The organism is Staphylococcus sp. 8AQ (genome assembly GCF_902506595.1).
In the GTDB taxonomy this organism is placed as follows: Bacteria; Bacillota; Bacilli; order Staphylococcales; family Staphylococcaceae; genus Staphylococcus; species Staphylococcus pasteuri.
Genome location: NZ_LR733871.1, coordinates 1,789,242 through 1,807,688, shown reverse-complemented (window position 1 = coordinate 1,807,688; position 18,447 = coordinate 1,789,242). Strand labels below are relative to the sequence as shown.

The 18,447-nt window shown below is 31.0% G+C and carries 18 protein-coding genes and 2 pseudogenes; 16 read left to right on the top strand and 4 right to left on the bottom strand.

Going from position 1 to position 18,447, the window contains the following annotated elements:
- The first annotated feature begins 167 nt into the window (after positions 1-167).
- A complete protein-coding gene (locus GVY01_RS09040; protein ID WP_017637715.1) occupies positions 168-854 on the top strand; it encodes a 2,3-diphosphoglycerate-dependent phosphoglycerate mutase in 687 nt (228 codons plus the stop codon).
- 160 nt (positions 855-1,014) lie between these two features.
- On the opposite strand, the gene GVY01_RS09035 is transcribed toward GVY01_RS09040, so the two are convergent.
- Complete coding sequence (locus GVY01_RS09035) at positions 1,015-1,119, bottom strand: putative metal homeostasis protein (protein ID WP_017637716.1); 105 nt, start codon at positions 1,117-1,119, stop codon at positions 1,015-1,017.
- Between the two features lie 169 nt (positions 1,120-1,288).
- Between GVY01_RS09035 and GVY01_RS09030 the strand changes: the two genes are divergently transcribed.
- From GVY01_RS09030 to GVY01_RS09015, 4 genes are all read left to right on the top strand, one after another.
- Positions 1,289-2,725: an MDR family MFS transporter gene (locus GVY01_RS09030; protein ID WP_017637717.1), complete on the top strand. Its 1,437-nt coding sequence runs from the start codon at positions 1,289-1,291 to the stop codon at positions 2,723-2,725.
- Positions 2,726-2,843: 118 nt separating this feature from the next.
- Complete coding sequence (locus tag GVY01_RS09025; protein WP_017637718.1) at positions 2,844-3,626, top strand: transporter substrate-binding domain-containing protein; 783 nt, start codon at positions 2,844-2,846, stop codon at positions 3,624-3,626.
- Positions 3,607-4,326, top strand: coding sequence for an amino acid ABC transporter permease (locus tag GVY01_RS09020; protein WP_017637719.1), 720 nt, complete (start codon positions 3,607-3,609; stop codon positions 4,324-4,326). Before GVY01_RS09025 ends, GVY01_RS09020 begins: the two co-directional genes overlap by 20 nt.
- A complete protein-coding gene (locus GVY01_RS09015) occupies positions 4,323-5,048 on the top strand; it encodes an amino acid ABC transporter ATP-binding protein (RefSeq protein ID WP_017637720.1) in 726 nt (241 codons plus the stop codon). Before GVY01_RS09020 ends, GVY01_RS09015 begins: the two co-directional genes overlap by 4 nt.
- A gap of 73 nt (positions 5,049-5,121) precedes the next feature.
- Here GVY01_RS09015 and GVY01_RS09010 read toward each other — a convergent pair whose 3' ends face one another.
- Positions 5,122-6,369, bottom strand: coding sequence for an aminoacyltransferase (locus tag GVY01_RS09010; protein ID WP_017637721.1), 1,248 nt, complete (start codon positions 6,367-6,369; stop codon positions 5,122-5,124).
- Positions 6,370-6,659: 290 nt separating this feature from the next.
- Between GVY01_RS09010 and GVY01_RS09005 the strand changes: the two genes are divergently transcribed.
- From GVY01_RS09005 to GVY01_RS08975, 7 genes and pseudogenes are all read left to right on the top strand, one after another.
- The gene (locus GVY01_RS09005; protein WP_017637722.1) at positions 6,660-7,019 is read left to right on the top strand and encodes a DUF4467 domain-containing protein; all 360 of its coding nucleotides are present in this window, start codon (positions 6,660-6,662) and stop codon (positions 7,017-7,019) included.
- Between the two features lie 22 nt (positions 7,020-7,041).
- Positions 7,042-7,641, top strand: coding sequence for a DsbA family protein (locus GVY01_RS09000; protein WP_017637723.1), 600 nt, complete (start codon positions 7,042-7,044; stop codon positions 7,639-7,641).
- A gap of 196 nt (positions 7,642-7,837) precedes the next feature.
- Positions 7,838-8,827 (top strand): annotated as a pseudogene (locus GVY01_RS08995) (metal ABC transporter solute-binding protein, Zn/Mn family); the annotation flags it as partial.
- 157 nt (positions 8,828-8,984) lie between these two features.
- The gene (locus GVY01_RS08990; RefSeq protein WP_017637725.1) at positions 8,985-9,455 is read left to right on the top strand and encodes an SRPBCC family protein; all 471 of its coding nucleotides are present in this window, start codon (positions 8,985-8,987) and stop codon (positions 9,453-9,455) included.
- Positions 9,456-9,538: 83 nt separating this feature from the next.
- A complete protein-coding gene (locus tag GVY01_RS08985) occupies positions 9,539-9,724 on the top strand; it encodes a hypothetical protein (RefSeq protein WP_017637726.1) in 186 nt (61 codons plus the stop codon).
- 207 nt (positions 9,725-9,931) lie between these two features.
- A complete protein-coding gene (locus tag GVY01_RS08980) occupies positions 9,932-10,750 on the top strand; it encodes a formate/nitrite transporter family protein (protein ID WP_017637727.1) in 819 nt (272 codons plus the stop codon).
- 152 nt (positions 10,751-10,902) lie between these two features.
- Positions 10,903-11,439 (top strand): GNAT family N-acetyltransferase, encoded by a 537-nt coding sequence (locus GVY01_RS08975; protein WP_159333728.1) that lies wholly within the window; start codon positions 10,903-10,905, stop codon positions 11,437-11,439.
- A 32-nt stretch (positions 11,440-11,471) separates the two neighbouring features.
- On the opposite strand, the pseudogene GVY01_RS08970 reads toward GVY01_RS08975, so the two are convergent.
- Positions 11,472-11,849: pseudogene (locus GVY01_RS08970) on the bottom strand (transposase); the annotation flags it as partial.
- Positions 11,850-12,131: 282 nt separating this feature from the next.
- Positions 12,132-13,604, bottom strand: a complete 1,473-nt coding sequence (gene nikA, locus GVY01_RS08965; protein ID WP_017637730.1) for a nickel ABC transporter substrate-binding protein — start codon at positions 13,602-13,604, stop codon at positions 12,132-12,134.
- 309 nt (positions 13,605-13,913) lie between these two features.
- Here nikA and GVY01_RS08960 point away from each other — a divergent pair, with 309 nt between their 5' ends.
- The 4 genes from GVY01_RS08960 (at position 13,914) to cobA (ending at position 18,349) form a co-directional block, all read left to right on the top strand.
- Positions 13,914-14,633, top strand: coding sequence for a sirohydrochlorin chelatase (locus GVY01_RS08960; RefSeq protein ID WP_017637731.1), 720 nt, complete (start codon positions 13,914-13,916; stop codon positions 14,631-14,633).
- A 70-nt stretch (positions 14,634-14,703) separates the two neighbouring features.
- Positions 14,704-17,109, top strand: a complete 2,406-nt coding sequence (nirB, locus tag GVY01_RS08955) for a nitrite reductase large subunit NirB (protein ID WP_017637732.1) — start codon at positions 14,704-14,706, stop codon at positions 17,107-17,109.
- Positions 17,110-17,111: 2 nt separating this feature from the next.
- Positions 17,112-17,426 (top strand): nitrite reductase small subunit NirD, encoded by a 315-nt coding sequence (nirD, locus tag GVY01_RS08950; RefSeq protein WP_017637733.1) that lies wholly within the window; start codon positions 17,112-17,114, stop codon positions 17,424-17,426.
- A complete protein-coding gene (gene cobA, locus GVY01_RS08945) occupies positions 17,417-18,349 on the top strand; it encodes a uroporphyrinogen-III C-methyltransferase (RefSeq protein ID WP_017637734.1) in 933 nt (310 codons plus the stop codon). Before nirD ends, cobA begins: the two co-directional genes overlap by 10 nt.
- Positions 18,350-18,447: the final 98 nt, after the last annotated feature.

The following is an 18,447-nucleotide window of genomic DNA, read 5'->3' as shown; positions in this document are numbered from 1 at the left end:
TGATTGAAAATCTACAAGTGCGTTCTATAATAAAGATATACAGTAAAAATATAAATAGAATCATGTCATCATTTAGTAATGAATGTCATCTATTTTATATTTAAATCATTAATTGTATCAACTAACATCCAAGTTAGTTCGTTATATAAATAGGAAGGTGTTAAATTATGCCAAAACTTATATTATGTCGTCACGGTCAAAGTGAATGGAATGCGAAAAATTTATTTACTGGTTGGGCAGATGTGAAATTATCTGAACAAGGAATTGAAGAAGCGACTACAGCAGGTAAAAAAGTATTAGAAAACCAATTAGAAATAGATGTTGCATATACTTCATTATTAACAAGAGCACTTGAAACAACACAACATATTTTAGCTCAATCTGAACAACAATGGATTCCTGTTAATAAAAGCTGGCGTTTGAATGAACGTCATTACGGCGCGTTACAAGGGTTAAATAAAGACGATGCTAAAGAGCAATTCGGTGAAGAACAAGTTCATCAATGGAGACGTTCTTATGATGTACAGCCACCAGCAGAAAGTGAAGAACAACGTAATGAATACCTAAAAAATAGAAGATATCGTCATTTAGATCATCGTATGATGCCATATTCTGAAAGTTTAAAAGATACTTTAGAACGTGTGGTGCCTATTTGGACAGATCAAATATCTCAACATTTATTAGATGGTAATACTGTACTTGTCTCAGCTCATGGTAATTCCATTAGAGCATTAATCAAATATTTAGAAAATGTTTCTGATGAGGATATTATTGGTTATGAAATTAAAACAGGTGCACCACTTGTTTATGAATTGACTGATGATTTAGAAGTTAAAGATAAATATTATTTATAAAATAAAAAAATTAGGTCACTTACTGATGTTGAAAAGCATCAATAAGTGACCTTTTTTGTGGAGTAATTTAAATAAGAATTTAAGCATTTTATTATCTAAATTTATGCTTAGTATGATTAGAAATTAAATATATGAGCATTGCAAAAACAGATATGTCTAATTATTTTATTTTTTTATGTTGTTTAATAATTTTTAAAGCACGTTTTCTCGTTTTAATATTTGGGCTGTTCAAATTACGGCGTGCAGTTTGTAAATCAGTTTTCATAAAATGACCTCCTTTATGTAGTAATATTATGAATTAAAGTTTCGAAAATGTAAATAGTAATTATTACGATTTGTAAGAAAATATTAATTCTAAACTAATAAAATGCATATTGCATATAACTTATGTATAATGTTGTGATAATTGAAAAGGAAAGTAAGGAGGAATTAACGTGACACTTAAAGCAAAATTGGTAATGATTATTACGATGTTACTAGGTGGCTTTTTTGGTTTACTAAATGAAACATTATTAACAACAGCTCTACCTAGTATTATGAAAGATTTTGATATCCAATATTCACAAGTGCAATGGCTAACAACCGCCTTTTTATTAACGAACGGCATAGTCATTCCACTATCAGCTTTATTTATTCAAAGATATACCACTAGACAGGTCTTCTTAATAGCTATTTTAGTATTCTTTATTGGAACAATATTAGGTGGATTTAGTCCTAATTTCACTATTTTATTAATTGCAAGAATTATTCAAGCGTTAGGTTCAGGTATCATGATGCCCCTCATGATGACTAGTATTTTAAATATATTTGAACCACATGAACGCGGTAAGTATATGGGGATGTTTGGTTTAGTGATTGGTTTGGCACCGGCAATTGGTCCCACTTTATCAGGATATTTAGTTGAATATTTTAACTGGAGATCATTATTCCATGTTGTTGCGCCTATCGCGGCACTCGTATTTATTATCGCAATATTTACAGTTAAAAATGTAGGACAAATTGTTAAGGCCCCAATTGATGTATTGTCTATCATATTGTCTGTCTTAGGATTTGGAGGCTTACTGTATGGTACTAGTTCTATATCACACGATGGCTGGAACGATCCAATTGTATTAACCACTATTATTGGTGGCGTTATTTTAGTTGTGTTATTTATTTGGAGACAATCAAAACTCGAGGTCCCATTGTTAAACTTTGATGTTTTCAAAAATTCACAATTCGCAATTGGTATTTTAATTATGGCAGTAACGATGATTTCAATGATTGGTTCAGAAACTGTTTTACCTATGTTTGTCCAAAACTTACTAAATCGTACGCCTCTAGATTCTGGTTTAATTTTATTACCTGGTGCAATTGTAATGGCAATTATGTCATTTGCTTCAGGATCACTTTACGAAAAATTTGGTGCTAAACCTTTAGCATTAATAGGTATGTTAATTGTAGTCATCACAACTACTTACTTTGTTGTGATGGATGAAAATACAAGTTCGACAATGTTGGCAACGGTATATGGTATACGCATGATTGGTATTGCGCTTGGTTTAATGCCTGTCATGACACATACAATGAATCAATTGCCATATGAAATGAATGCACATGGTTCATCTATGACGAATACAGCTCAACAAATTGCCGGCTCAATAGGGACAGCAGTCTTAATTACAATCTTAAGCCAAGCTAGTAAAAACTATACGCCTAATATGAGTGATTATGATGGTATGAAACGCAGTGAAATGTTAGGTCAAATTAAAATAGATACAATGTTACATGGTTATCATGCTGGATTCTTATTTGCAGTTATTATTACAATAGTAAGTTTCTTATGTTCGTTTATGTTAAAAAGAAATGCTCAAACTCCAAATGATAAATAAGTGGTTGAAAGTTGAAATGACAGTAAGAATCACGAAACAAGTTATTGACTTCACACCCATTAAGGATTAAAATATTTTTATTCCGATTAGAATAATAAGGATAAGGGAGAAATGTTTAATGAAAAGACTATTATTTTGTGTCGTTGCATTAGTATTCGTACTAGCAGCATGTGGTAATAATTCTAGTAAAGACAGTAAATCAAGCAGTAAAGATGATAATACGATTAAAGTGGGTACAGAAGGTACATATGCACCATTCTCGTTCCACAATAAACAAGACAAATTAACTGGTTATGATATCGACGTTATTAAAGCAGTAGCTAAAGAAGAAGGACTTAAATTAAAATTTAATGAAACATCATGGGATTCTATGTTTGCTGGATTAGACGCAGGTCGTTTTGATGTTATAGCTAACCAAGTAGGTATTAATAAAGATAGAGAGAAAAAATATAAATTCTCTAATCCATATACTTATTCAAGCGCAGTGTTAGTAGTTCGTGATAACGAAAAGAATATTAAATCTTTTAATGATGTTAAAGGTAAAAAATTAGCACAAACATTTACTTCTAATTACGGTCAATTAGCAAAAGATAAAGGTGCTAAAATTACTAAAGTAGATGGTTTTAACCAATCTATGGATTTATTATTATCTAAACGTGTAGATGCTACATTTAATGATAGCCTATCTTATTTAGATTATAAAAAACAAAAGTCTAATGCTAAAATCAAAGCAATCAAAGGTGACGCAGAGAAAAATAAATCAGCATTTGCCTTCTCTAAAAAAGTTGATGATAAAACAGTTCAAAAATTCAACGATGGATTGAAAAAAATCGAAGAGAGTGGCGAACTTAAAAAAATAGGTAAGAAATGGTTTGGTCAAGATGTCTCTAAACCTGAATAGTGAGCAACTTCATGCATTAGACGCTGCAAAGCAAGCATTTGGACCAATGTTAGAAGGGTTAGTTAAATATTCTATCCCGATTACACTTGTTACATTCGTATTAGGTTTAATAATTGCCTTATTTACAGCATTAATGCGTATCTCTACAAGTAAATTTTTAAAAGGTGTAGCAAGAGTTTATGTATCGATTATTCGTGGTACACCGATGATTGTTCAATTATTTATTATATTTTATGGTATTCCAGAATTAGGCAGATTAATAACCAATGATGCTGATAATCAATGGACATTAGCTCCTGTTGTAGCAGCAATTATTGGTTTGTCACTCAATGTAGGTGCATATGCATCAGAAATCATTCGTGGCGGAATTATTTCTATACCAAAAGGTCAAACAGAAGCGGCATATTCAATCGGAATGAATTACCGCCAAACTGTGCAACGTATTATTTTACCGCAAGCGATAAGAGTTTCCATCCCTGCACTAGGTAATACGTTCTTAAGCCTAATTAAAGATACATCTCTATTAGGATTTATCTTAGTGGCTGAAATGTTCCGTAAAGCTCAAGAAGTAGCTTCAACAACTTATGAATATTTAACAATTTATATTCTTGTTGCATTAATGTATTGGGTAATTTGTTTCATTATATCTGTAATCCAAAGTTTTTATGAATCATACATTGAAAGAGGGTATCGCTCATGATTGAATTATCGAATATTCATAAATCATTTAATCAAACAGAAGTGATTAAAGGTATTGATTTAAAAGTAGATCAGGGCGAAGTTGTGACATTAGTTGGACGTTCCGGTTCAGGTAAAACGACTCTTTTACGTATGATGAATGCACTTGAAATTCCTACTGAAGGAACAGTTTATGTAAATGGCAAGACATACACTGAAAAGGATAAAAAGTCACAAATAGAAGTTAGAAAACAATCTGGAATGGTATTTCAAAGTTATAATCTATTTCCGCACAAAACAGCATTAGAAAATGTGATGGAAGGTTTAGTCACAGTTAAAAAGCAAAGTAAATCAGAAGCTAAAAATAAAGCGTTAGATTTACTTGAAAAAGTTGGTTTAACCCACGTTAAAGATCAACGACCACATGCATTGTCTGGTGGACAACAACAACGTGTAGCGATAGCAAGAGCATTAGCTATGAATCCTAAAGTGATGTTGTTTGACGAACCAACATCAGCATTAGACCCTGAACTTGTTAATGACGTGTTGAAAGTTATTAAAGATTTAGCACAAGAAGGTATGACAATGGTTATTGTCACTCACGAAATGCGATTTGCGAAAGAAGTTTCAAATCAAATAGTGTTTATTCATGAAGGTAAAATTGGTGAACAAGGTTCCCCAGAAGATATCTTCAATCATCCGAAAACGGACGAACTTAAACGCTTTTTAAATGTAATACAATAAATGACGATATAGAAAACCCAGTGAATTTAATTTCACTGGGTTTTTATATGTTATTAAGTTGGAAATAAACGTGCTATTTTCTTTTTTCAAGAAGTTCTTTTACTTGATAGAATACTGGTTTAATAGGTTTGATGAAGTCACCAATATATTCATAGACATCAGCATTGAAGCCTTCTTTAAAGCGTTGCACACCAAAATCTTCAGCATTTTCACTAAAGTCGCCAGTGATACCATAGAAATTATAGCGATCAATGTTATGTTCTTTAGCGAATTTAATCATTTCCCATTGTAAACGATATGCACCCATATAAGGGTTATATTTTGGATTAGAACCACTTGATAAATAATACACTTCATGGTCATTATAAATATATATTGCAGCAGCTAAATTCAATACTTGGCCTTCTTGAGCAATTTCATCTTTTGTTTGATTGATTTTTCTTTCATTACTATCATGTTGTTGTTTAACTTGAGTATGTTTCGTTTTGTTTTTCTTAGAATTAGGATTTTCTTGTAATGCTGATTCTACTTCTTGAAGTTGTTTTGATAATTCTTTATGTTTATCTTCTAGAGTAGTCAGATATTCTTGCAAATCAATATAAGCAAGTTTCAACATAGCTTGATCTTCATATGTCTTTTGTAGGTCTTCGAAATAAGGTTTTTCACGGAATTTGAAACCGTGTTTTTCTTCTGCCATTCTGAACAAATCAAAGAACGTATCTGTTTCTTCAATAGGTAACGTTCTGACTTTAACACCCATTTCGTAAGTCTTTTTAATATTACGACGTGTTTGATAATCCATTTCTTTCATCAATTGATCTTCAGTTTTATCTTTTAAATCTAATACAGAAAGCCAACGGATTTGACTCATTGAATCATATCCAACAGTATAACCTTGATGTTTATAACCTAGGTCTTCCATTGTTTTAACAAATGCACGGTTATCGTAAGATGTTAAAATTTCACCGTCAGCATTTCTAACATTTTCAAGAATATATGGGTCAACAAGTACATATAAACAATTGTGTTTTTTTAAATATGATGTTAAAGATTTAAAGAAGAAACGAACAAGTGATAAATTTTTGAAGTCCATCACTGGTCCTCGGTGTGTATAAAAATATTTAAAGAATTTTAACGTACGTGCTTCTGTTAAAAGACAAGCAGCGATAACTTCATCTCGATCGTCTTTTACGCCGACAAGATGGACGTCTCCTTTCATCTCACTACGATTATCGTAATGGATACTTGATTGTGTATAATGTGAGAAATGTTCGGCTGTAAATTTACCGAACTCCTCTGATGTTAAGTTAACAAATTTCAATATATATCTTCCCCTCTAGAAATAGAACTATTAAATGAATCGTTAATATTCATATTATCAAATTCCTGCAATCATTACACATCATAACATAAAAAATAGCGTCATACTTTTGTATGATATAACAAATACTAAGTATTTAATTAAATTAAAAAAATCCTTTAAAAACGTTATTTTTACGTTAATTATTACTGTGATGCTATGAATTCTGTGATAAAATTTAAAGTGAAAGATGACACGGATTTAAAACAAGATTTCATATAAAGTGATTCATATTATCGGGAGTGAATATATTGAAGAAGATAGTGGCAGTTATTGCTGTTTTGACGCTTGTATTAGTTGGATGTAGTAGCGGTAAGTACACTGACAAAATTGATAAAGCAGTTAAATTACAAGAAAAGAAACAATCAAAAATAGCTAAAAGAGATGCTGGCGACGAAGTTAAACACTTTGATAAAAAGGATGCTAACATTTATGTGTACGATAAAGGAAAATATGTCATTTTGGCTTATAAACCTTTAAACGATGATGAAGAAGTACATTACTACACTTATGAATTTAAAGGCAAGAAAGCTAAATATAAAGAAAATTTCAATTCAAAAGGTTATTATCAACAACATGATCCTGATTACAAAGAAGAAAATATGCATTAGCTATTAGTTATAAGGAGCAACAATGAAAAAGTTAATAGGAATAATAAGCGCATGTTTAATTGTTGTGTTAATTAGTGGTTGCGGTAAAGAACAAGAAAAAGCACCCGAGGCAACAAAAGATGGCAAACCACTTATCGTCATTTATGGTGACTTTAAATGCCCTTACTGTAAAAAAGTAGAGAAAAATGTCATGCCTAAACTTAAAGACCATTATTTAGACAAAAATAAAGCTAAAATTAAATATGTAAATATGGCATTTTTAGGTAAAGACTCAATTATAGGATCCCGAGCAGGGCATGCTGTCCAACAAATTGCCCCTAAATCTTATTTAGAATTTCAAAAATTAATGTTCGAACACCAAAAAGATGAAAAGAAACAGTGGATTACTGAAAAGGTGGTTGACCAACAAATTAATCATCTTAATATTACCTCAGATCAAAAAGAGAAAATCAAAGAGGAATATAAAACCAAGAATAGTCAATCATGGAAAGCAGCTTTAAAAGATAAAAAAGATACCAAAGAACATCATATTTCTACAGCACCTACAGTATTTATAAAAGGAAAGAAAATTGAAGATCCATATCATTTCAAAGAATATGATAAAGTCTTAAAAGAGAATTAATATTGAACTGCTAACAAAGCGTCCTGCTTTGCTAGCAGTTTTTTATATATCAAAAATAAATTGAGTATTCGAATAAATAAATTTAAATATACATAAAGACATAATAAGTATATAAAAGTATTTTCAGGGACTTGTTTTTTAAAGAAAGAAGGTATATAATCATTAATCGTAATAATTACTATTTAGGAGAAGCGATATGAAAAAAAATCTAAGTTTATTAATTCTTATTCCTCTAATGATATTTGCACTAGCAGCCTGCAGCAACGATAGTGTTAACAACAAAGGAGATAAGCTCAAAGTTAGCACGACGGTATATCCACTTAAGTCGTTTACAGAACAAATTGGTGGAAAGCATGTTGATGTAAAATCAATTTATCCAGCAGGTACTGATTTACATAGTTATGAACCAACACAAAAAGACATGTTGAATGCAGCTAAATCAGATTTATTCATCTATACAGGCGATGATTTAGATCCAGTCGCAAAAAAAGTAGCTTCAACAATCAAAAATGATAATAAAAAATTATCTTTACAAGATAAAATTAGCAAGAACGATTTATTAGCAGATCACCATCATCACGAGGGTGAAGAGGAACATCATGGAGAAGAAGAACACCATCATGGTAAATATGATCCACATATTTGGTTAGATCCAAAAATGGACCAAACATTTGCTAAAGAAATTAAAGACCAACTTGTGAAAAAAGATCCAGATCATAAAGAATATTATGAAAAGAACTATAATAAATTAAATAAAGATTTAGAGAATATTGATAAAAATATGAAAAATGCTACTAAAGGTAAAAAAGGTAATGCAGTATTTATATCACATGAATCTTTAGGTTACTTATCTAATAGATATGGATTTAAACAAGTAGGTGTACAAAATATGAGTGCTGAAGATCCATCTCAAAAAGATTTAACTAACATAGTAAAAGAAATTAAAAAGAATAAAGTGGAATATATTTTATATGAAGAAAATGTATCAAATAAAATCACTGAAACGATTCGAAAAGAAACTGATGCTAAACCATTGAAATTTAATAATATGGAATCAGTAACAAAAGAACAACAAAATGAAAAAGGACTATCTTATCAATCCCTAATGAAAGAAAATATTAAAAATATTAAAAAAGCATTAGATAGTAAGATTAAAGTCAAAGAAGATGAGCACGAGCATCATCACTAATAGATTTACCCCCTAAACCTATATTAAGCACTTTAAAAGTTAGCCAAGCATTTAACTTTTGAAGTGCTTTTTTAATAAATAAATTCTTTAGTAACTATTTCTATATTTTGCTATGATTAAACTGGTTAAAACATAATGAATTAGGAGATGGACTATGACTATTAACATTGATAAAAATAAAATCATTTTTTCAAGAACATTTAAAGGTACAATACATGAAGTGTTCAATGCCTATACTCAAGAGGATTTATTTAAGCAATGGTTTCACCCTGCAGGCGCTTCAACTGAAGTATTTGAATTTAATGTCGAAGAAGGTGGGCACGCGTTTTTCGCAATTCATACACCTAGCGTAACAAGTTACACTTTGTCAGAGTATAAAAAAGTTGAGAAACCGAATTATATAGAGTATTTAGACTTCTTTGCTACACCTGATGGGGAAAAGGATACAAGTATGCCAGGTATGCATATTGTTATCGAATTTAACGAAGAAAAACCCAATCAAACAACAGTAACATCGACGTCAGTCTTCCCAACAGAAGATGCTGCTCAACAAGCGCTTGATATGGGTGTTGAACAAGGTATGAATTCAACATTAGATCAACTAGAAAAATTATTAGAATCATAATTGTTAACGAATTGTACCATTTAGTGTTGGATGAGTGATGTATAATATAGGTATAAACAAATCAAAGAAGAGGTAGATTTTAAATGAAGAAAAGATATCTTATTGTATTAGTATTATACTCATTAACACATTTAGTCTCAGCTATAACTGTTAGTTCAAAATGTATATCTAATCGTTATTTACGCTTTGTATTAAGAACATTATTAGGATATGGTATTTTTGCTACAGGATTACATTACTTTGCTAAATTAAAAAGAAAAGCAAAATAATGTATTAATTACTAAATATAAGAATATTAGCTACCTACGTCATAGTTGTTGATGTAGGTAGTATTTTTTGATATTTATTAAAGTGAAAAGTAGTTTAATAATAGTGAAACTTTAATTTTTAGTAGATTTGCCTCTATTTTTTATCTTTAATTCCACATATAATAAGTGTGGTTAGAATAAAGAGTGAGATATTTATGGAGGATAGAAATGATAGAAAATCGTAAAAGCACTAAGGATACATATGTGACGAAAGAGATTATAGAAACAATTGTCGGCCAAACACAAATGAAAGAAGTGATGGCTGATAAAACACCTATGAGATATGCTTTAAAATCAATGATGGCTGGTTTTTTGTTAGCCATTGTTACTGTGTTTATGCTTGCCATTAAAACACAATTTGCATCTACACATATTGATGGGTTGATTAATTTATTAGGTGCTATTGCATTTAGTTTAGCCTTAGTATTAATCGTATTGACCAATTCAGAATTACTTACTAGTAACTTTATGTATTTAACTGTAGGTTGGTATTATAAAGCGATTCGCTTAAATAAGATGATTTGGATATTTACATTTTGTTTTATTGGCAACATAATTGGGGGCATCATTTTATTTTTCTTAATGAAATATGCACATATTATGACTCCAGAAATGACAAGTGCATTAACTGAAACAGTACATAAGAAAACAGAAGCGTCCACATGGTTAACTATTCTAGTTAAAGGTATTTTCTGTAATTTCTTCATTAATATTGGAATATTTGTTTCTATGCAATTTAAAGAAGGATTGGCTAAAGCGTTCTTTATTGCATGTGGCGTTGTTGTTTTTGTATTCATGGGATATGAACACGTTGTTTTCAATGCAGGACTATTTTCAGGGATGTTATTTTTTAATATAGATGCCTTATCAGGTTTAGGTGTTTTGAAAAATATCGTATTTGCTTTAATTGGTAACTACATTGGTGGCGGTATTTTTGTAGGATTAGTCTATGCGTATCTAAATGGCCAAAGAAATCAATTAAAATAAATTGATAATAAAGCGTAAGCGTTCATAATAAACATTGAACGACTTATGCTTTTTTTAGAAATTAATGTAAGCTGAATCAAGTTAATTGACTATATACTCATTTCTTTTTACGCTTAAAATCATGAAATGAGAAAAATGGGGACGTGAATAAGATGAGTAATGTCATTATAAGAATTGCAAACGAGAAAGACACTAAAGAAATTCACCAATTAATGTATGAGTCTTTTACACCTTTAAGAGAATTAGGTATAGATTGGCCATCAGTCAATGCTAGCATTGAAATGGTCAAAGATAATATCAAGAATAATACAACTTTCGTATTAGAATTAGATAATACAATTATTTCAACAATTACGGTTCGTTATCCGTGGGGAAGTGTTAGAAGTATTTCTGGTTATCCATTTGTATGGTGGTTTGCAACTAAACCAGAATTTGATGGACTAGGCTATGGAAGTCAGTTGTTGAAATATGTAGAAGAAGATTTTTTAAGAGATACATTAAAAGCAGCAGCGGTGACGTTAGGTACGTCAGCACGTTTGCATCCGTGGCTATTAAGCATTTATGAAAAAAGAGGCTATGAAATTTATGCAAAGCATGAAAATGACGATGGCGATTTAGGTGTTATCATGAGAAAAATTTTAATTCCAGAACGCTTTGAAGAAAAAATATTAGGACAACCGCCATTTTAAAATTCAAAAGCTCGGAACTAATAAGTTCCGAACTGATTTGTCACTAGTTCATGATAAAGTGCTTTAGAATCTTTATTCATTTTGGATTCATAATTTTGAAAACTCTTTTTCCATACAAATGTATAAGACGTTTGATTTTGTGAAAGCCACATCATTCGTATACTATCGTTAAGTAATTTTTCTATTTTACTACCAGAAAATACAAATTGTGTATAGTCATATAAAATGACTTTCAACATTATTTTAGGATGATATGATATGATTTCACGATGATGTTTGAATTCATCGAATTCATTATGTGGAATAGTTTCAACGATTTTATTAACATGTCGTGACATATAATTTGTGGGGATAAGAACTGAAGTTTCCATTAGTAGTGTAAGTTGAGTCATGTTATGATTTTTATACATAAGGTATCTCGTTAAGTTTGTTTAGTGATGTTTATTAAATTGTACGAAGGGGCCTTATTTTTTAAAATTGTTTTGATGTAAAATTACATATAAATACGATGTATTTTGGCGAGACTCTTGAGGGAACAGGACAAGCTGAAGACTACAGGCTGAAGCTGTCCCCTAAGAAAGCGAGCCGATAATACGAAGTATTATAAATAAAGAAGCCAGTAAATGAGTTTTTTGGATAAACTCATTTACTGGCTATTTTTCTAGGATTTATGTCCTAGTTTCTTTTAATATTTATTTCTTATCTACTTTATAATCAATTAAATAGATTGATTCTGGTGTAACATTAAAGTTTTTAACATTTTTACTTACGCCATCAATTTGATCATTATAAGTAATATAACTATTTGGAATATCTTTGTTAGATGTTCTCAAAATGTTATTAGTCATTTGTTCACGTTGAGATTGACCAAATGTTTGATTAAGTTGTTTGATTTGTTGAGTGACTTCTTTATTATCATAGTTTCCTTTATTATTAGCACCTTTTGGTAAATATGCAGTGTTAAAGAAGTAACCAGTATCGCCTCTAGGGACAGTTAAATAACTATACATCGATGCATCCCAAGCATTTTTATCTTTCAAGTAACCTTCAATATCATCCACATTTCGAAGTTTTACATCAATATTAGCTTTTTTAGCTTCAGACTGAATGACTTGTCCAATTTTAGGTAATTCTGGTCGACCATCATAAGTTACCATATTTATTTTTAATGGATGAGATTTAGAGTATCCTTCTTTAGCCAATAATTTTTTAGCTTTGTTAATATCTTGAGGTTGAACTTTACCTTCATCAATATTTTTCAATCTACTATTGAAAGGTCCAGATGCCGGTTTAGCATAATTTTTTGAAATAGTTTTCGCTATTTCTTTACGATTGATGACTGAATCAAAGGCCTCACGAACATTTTTATTCATTTTTTTACTGTCATGGTTATAAAGTAATAAATGAGTTCGGAAACCTGAAGTACTTTGGATATTTGCTTTATTAGATTTCTTTACATCATTGACTTGATCGATTGGTACGTCTGTTGTTAAGTCAGATTTGCCAGATAGTAAGTGACTAACACGAGTGTTACCATCTTCATGATAAGTGACGTTAATTTTACTTAATCTAGGGTTACCTTGCCAATAATCTTTGAATTTTGATAGTTCAATTTTTTGTGAACGTTTATAATTGTCAATTTTATAAGGACCTGTACCAACAGGTTGATCAGCGACTTTTTCTTTTGCTTTCGTATCATAAATAGCAGCAAATGGACTAGCAAGTTCTGATTTTAATTCAGGATAAGGTTCTTTTGTTTTGATAGTCACTTTTTGACCTTTAGCAGTAATGTTATCTATTGGTAATGAACCTCTTAATAAATCACTCTTTTCTATACCTTGTTCAAGACTTCGTTTCACTGCATCACCAGTTAATTTATGACCATTTTGGAATTTGATGTTGTCTTTAAGTGTAAGTGTTAATGTGTCATTAGATTTTTGTTTGTATGATTTCACTAACAAAGGTTTCACTTTACCGTCTTTAGACATTTTAAATAAAGATTCTAATGCTCCAACTTTGACAGGTACGTCAGTTTCATAAGGCGCAATAGATGTTGTTTTTAAGGGTATCTCAACATTTAAAGTATCCTTTTTAGAAGCGTTATTATTACTACAGCTCGCTAAAATAAAAGATACAATAATAATTAAAAAGGTAAATCTTTTCATGAACATATCTCCTCTCTAATATGAAAATAGATTAAGTTGTTAATTAATAATTAGGTGCGAATCATTATGTATATGACTATTCATTTAGAATAGTGATTACTTGTGTAATATATTAACAACCAACTATTCAATTATATATCTTATTTCATGTAAAATAAATCTTTATTCATAGCTTTTTATAAGACCAAAAAACCTATATAAATAATACTTGTTATATAAGGGGATTCCCTGATTTTTCCTTAAAATGTGAAAATAATCACAAAAATACATAGAATTAGTTTACAATTCAAGGTGAAAGGATTGGTTTTTATGGTAGGCAATATTTTAGTGGCACATGGTATGAGAAAAGGAAAACAGAATAAGGCCTTAGCAGAATTTATTGCAACTTTATTGAAAGACGAAGACTACCATTATGAATTAGCATTTTTAGAGAGTGATACACAAAGTTTAGAATTAACGATGGAAAGAATGATTCATCAAGGTATTAAAGAATTTAGAATTGTACCATTACTTATTTTTAGTGCAATGCACTATATGAGTGATATTCCAGATATTTTAATGAAAATGCAAAATAAGTATCCGAATATCTCTAGTCATATTAGTGAACCGTTAGGAACACATCCATATATGAAAGCATTAGTTGAAAGAAGAATTGATGATGTGAAATTATCCGATGTTTCCAACGCAGCGGTTGTTATTATCGCACATGGTAATGGTAGCGGTCGATTTACAAAGGCTCATGACGAACTTAAAGACTTTGTAAAAGCAGTTGATTCGAAACAACCTGTGTATGCACGCACATTGTACGGTGCATTAACATTTAGAAATGACTTAGAAGAAATATCAAAACAATATGATGAACTTATTATAGTGCCTTTGTTCTTTTTTGATGGCAGATTAGTCAACAAAGTGAAAGGAGTGATTGATGAGATGCCTATTCACTGCAATCTACACATCACACCTTCAATTAACTTTGATGATTCACTTAAATTAATTATTAGAGAACGATTCGAAGCATTATATGTATAAGAAAAATCTATGTGCCTAATTATCCAATCCTTTAATAAAAACTATTCACAAGTGATAAAGGGGCATATTTATGGCTAAAAAGAAATTAGTGATGATAGGAAATGGTATGGCAGGTTTGAGAACGATTGAAGAGATTCTTGAAAGAGACGATGAACGTTTTGATATTACTATTATCGGTAAGGAACCATATCCAAATTACAACCGAATAATGTTATCCAATATTTTACAAAATAAAATGTCAGTAGAAGAGACGATAATGAATTCATATGATTGGTATGATGAGCATAATATCCAACTTATTAATAATGACCCAGCTATTAAAATAGATCGTAATAATCAAAAAGTTATGACAGAGAGTGGCATCGAAGTTGATTATGATCAATGTATATTTGCAACTGGATCTAAAGCATTTGTTTTACCAATCCAAGGTTCTGATTTTCCAAGTGTCATTGGATGGAGAACGATTGATGATACTAAACGCATGATGGAAATTGCTAAATCTAAAAAACATGCAATTGTTATTGGTGGGGGCCTTTTAGGTTTAGAATGTGCGAGAGGTTTACTGGACCAAGGTATGGAAGTAACGGTAATTCATTTAGCTGAATGGCTTATGGAAATGCAACTAGACGCGAAAGCTGGACAAATGTTAAAAGCTGACTTAGAAAAGCAAGGAATGAATTTTGAACTACAAGCTAATACAAAAGAAATTTTAGGTGAAGAAGATGTTGAAGCTGTACGTTTAGCTGATGGACGTGTTTTAGAAGCGGATTTAGTCGTTATGGCTGTTGGAATAAGACCATATACTGAATTAGCTAAACAAAGTGATTTAGAAGTAAATAGAGGTATTGTAGTTAATGATATGATGCAAACGAGCGACCCTAATATATATGCTGTAGGAGAATGTGCTGAACACCAAGGTAAAGTTTATGGATTAGTTGCACCATTATATGAACAAGGTAAAGTACTTGCTGACTATTTAACTGATAATGACACAGAAGGTTACAAAGGTTCAACAACATTTACGTCATTAAAAGTATCTGGTTGTGATTTATACAGCGCCGGTCAAATAGTTGAATCACCTGAAATTAAAGGCATTGAAATTTTTAATAGTGTAGATAATAACTATAAAAAAGTATTTCTAAAAGATGGCGAAGTCGTTGGTGCAGTACTATATGGAAATACAGATGATGGTTCACGATTTTACAATATGATGAAAAAACATGAATCAATTGAAGATTATACATTAGTTTCATTACTAACTAAAGGTGGAGAGGAAGCTAGTAACTCTATAGAAGATATGGCTGATGATGAAACAATATGTGGATGTAATGGTGTAGACAAAGGCACTATTGTCAAAGCTATTAAAGAGAACGGACTAACTTCTGTAGATGAAGTAACTAAAGCAACAAAAGCAGGTAATTCATGTGGTAAATGTAAAGGTCAAATAGGTGAAATCTTACAATATGCTTTAGGTGATGATTTTGTTGCCGCTAAACCTTCAGGAATATGTGCATGTACAGATTTAACACGTGATCAAATTGTAACTCAAATTAGAGCAAAAGGTTTAAAAACATCAAAAGAAGTTAGACATGTCCTTGATTTCAAAGATAAAAATGGATGTCCTAAATGTCGTCCAGCTATTAATTACTATTTGAATATGGTATATCCATATGAACATAAAGATGAAAAAGAATCACGTTTTGCAAATGAAAGATATCATGCAAATATTCAAAATGATGGTACTTTCTCTGTAATACCTCAAATGCGTGGCGGTGTGACAGACGCAGATCAATTAATTAGACTTGGTGAAGTTGCTAAAAAATATGATGTACCTCTTGTAAAAGTAACAGGATCACAACGTGTTGGGTTATATGGATTGAAAAAAGATGAACTCCCACAAGTATGGAAAGATTTAGGTATGCGTTCTGCTTCAGCATATGGTAAAAAAACAAGATCCGTTAAAAGTTGTGTTGGTAAAGAATTTTGTCGCTTTGGAACGCAATATACAACACGATTAGGTATCAGATTAGAGAAAACCTTTGAATATATTGATACACCTCATAAATTTAAAATGGGCGTATCAGGATGTCCTAGAAGTTGTGTAGAATCTGGTGTGAAAGACTTTGGTGTCATTTCTGTTGAAAATGGATACCAATTATATATTGGTGGCAATGGAGGAACTGAAGTAACAAAAGGACAGTTCTTAACTACGGTAGAAACCGAAGATGACGTAATACGTATGTGCGGTGCGTTAATGCAATATTATCGTGAAACTGGTATATATGCTGAAAGAACAGCGCCTTGGTTAGAACGTCTTGGATTTGAAAATGTAAAAGAAGTTTTATTGGACCCTGAACGCCAACAAGCTTTATTCGATAGAGTGATGGATGCTAAACAAGCAATTAAAGAAGAACCATGGCAAGCAATAGCCAATGACAAAGCATCACAAAAAATCTTTGAAGTTGAGAGGGTATAGTTATGAAAAGTATGGAAAAGATTAAAGTTTCTAATTTGAATGAATTAACACCACTCATTGGAAAAAAAGTAATTGTAAAAGATAAAGAAATTGGTTTATTTTTAACGAATGAAGGCAAAATTTTTGCAGTGAATAATGTATGTCCACATAAACAAGGACCATTATCAGAAGGCACAGTAAGTGGAGACTTTGTTTATTGTCCATTACATGACCAAAAAATAGACTTAACTACTGGTAATGTGCAAGAACCAGATACCGGTTGTGTAGAAACTTATCCTGTGGAAATTATCGATGGAGATATATTCATATGTCTGTAAGTAACTATGGTCAAGTATATTTAGTAGGTGCTGGACCAGGTAATCCTAATTTTCTAACTAAGAAAGCGCAGCGTCTTATAGAAAATGCAGATATTATTCTATATGACAGATTAGTAAATCCATTAATTTTACAGTATGCTAAACCTGAAATAGAAATTGTAGATGTAGGAAAGAAACCTTATACCAAACATATTCAACAAGATAATATTAATCAACTCATGGTTAAAGCAGCTTCAGAACACAACCATGTTGTGAGACTTAAGGGCGGAGATCCAGCGATATTTGGACGTTTACATGAAGAAGTTGAGACACTAAGTGATTTAGATATCAATTTTGAAATAGTTCCAGGAGTAACTTCTGCAAGTGCTGCTGCACAATCCATGAATATTGGGTTGACGATGAGAAGTATAGCTAAAAACGTAACTTTTTCAACTGGTCATTTTAAAGATAATCAAGAAAATCAGTTGGATATTACTCCGCTCCTTAATAAAGGTACATTAGCAATATATATGGGAGTGAAACGACTTCCAAAAATAATAAATCAGATACAACAATTCAGTGATATCAATTTTCCAATCGCTATTATTTTCCGAGCTTCCTTATTTGATGAAAAAGTAATTATTGGAACATTAAGCGATATTCAACAAAAGATAAAATCTCATCAACTTGAAGGTATGCCAGGCGTTTGTATTATTGGAGATATCGTTAACTATGTGGAATCTAAAATTGATAGTAAACCAGACCAACCTTTTTACATTGTCCAAGGGGAAAAAGGAAGAGCAATGGAAAAATGCGAAATATTAAGTGATGAAGGATATGGTTGCATAATTGAAGTAAAAAATAAAGACAAATACCATATTTCACAACAACAATTATATGAAAAAATCAAAAATCAATATTATCATCAATTTATTAAAGTCTAGATTCTATATTGTTCCTTTGGGAGCTAGCCCTAAATATGACTAACTCAATAATAAAAAGAGAGTACATTATATCTTTGTCTTAGACTTCAGTATGGCCA

Bases quoted from the DNA above. Each gene is read 5' to 3' on its own strand.
- GVY01_RS08960 (WP_017637731.1), top strand. From the start codon at position 13,914: ATGGTAGGCAATATTTTAGTGGCACATGGTATGAGAAAAGGAAAACAG.
- GVY01_RS09020 (WP_017637719.1), top strand. From the start codon at position 3,607: ATGTCTCTAAACCTGAATAGTGAGCAACTTCATGCATTAGACGCTGCA.
- GVY01_RS08985 (WP_017637726.1), top strand. From the start codon at position 9,539: ATGAAGAAAAGATATCTTATTGTATTAGTATTATACTCATTAACACAT.
- GVY01_RS09015 (WP_017637720.1), top strand. From the start codon at position 4,323: ATGATTGAATTATCGAATATTCATAAATCATTTAATCAAACAGAAGTG.
- GVY01_RS08990 (WP_017637725.1), top strand. From the start codon at position 8,985: ATGACTATTAACATTGATAAAAATAAAATCATTTTTTCAAGAACATTT.
- nirB (WP_017637732.1), top strand. From the start codon at position 14,704: ATGGCTAAAAAGAAATTAGTGATGATAGGAAATGGTATGGCAGGTTTG.
- GVY01_RS09035 (WP_017637716.1), bottom strand. From the start codon at position 1,119: ATGAAAACTGATTTACAAACTGCACGCCGTAATTTGAACAGCCCAAAT.
- nikA (WP_017637730.1), bottom strand. From the start codon at position 13,604: ATGAAAAGATTTACCTTTTTAATTATTATTGTATCTTTTATTTTAGCG.
- GVY01_RS08975 (WP_159333728.1), top strand. From the start codon at position 10,903: ATGAGTAATGTCATTATAAGAATTGCAAACGAGAAAGACACTAAAGAA.
- GVY01_RS09040 (WP_017637715.1), top strand. From the start codon at position 168: ATGCCAAAACTTATATTATGTCGTCACGGTCAAAGTGAATGGAATGCG.
- GVY01_RS09025 (WP_017637718.1), top strand. From the start codon at position 2,844: ATGAAAAGACTATTATTTTGTGTCGTTGCATTAGTATTCGTACTAGCA.
- GVY01_RS09000 (WP_017637723.1), top strand. From the start codon at position 7,042: ATGAAAAAGTTAATAGGAATAATAAGCGCATGTTTAATTGTTGTGTTA.
- cobA (WP_017637734.1), top strand. From the start codon at position 17,417: ATGTCTGTAAGTAACTATGGTCAAGTATATTTAGTAGGTGCTGGACCA.
- nirD (WP_017637733.1), top strand. From the start codon at position 17,112: ATGAAAAGTATGGAAAAGATTAAAGTTTCTAATTTGAATGAATTAACA.
- GVY01_RS08980 (WP_017637727.1), top strand. From the start codon at position 9,932: ATGATAGAAAATCGTAAAAGCACTAAGGATACATATGTGACGAAAGAG.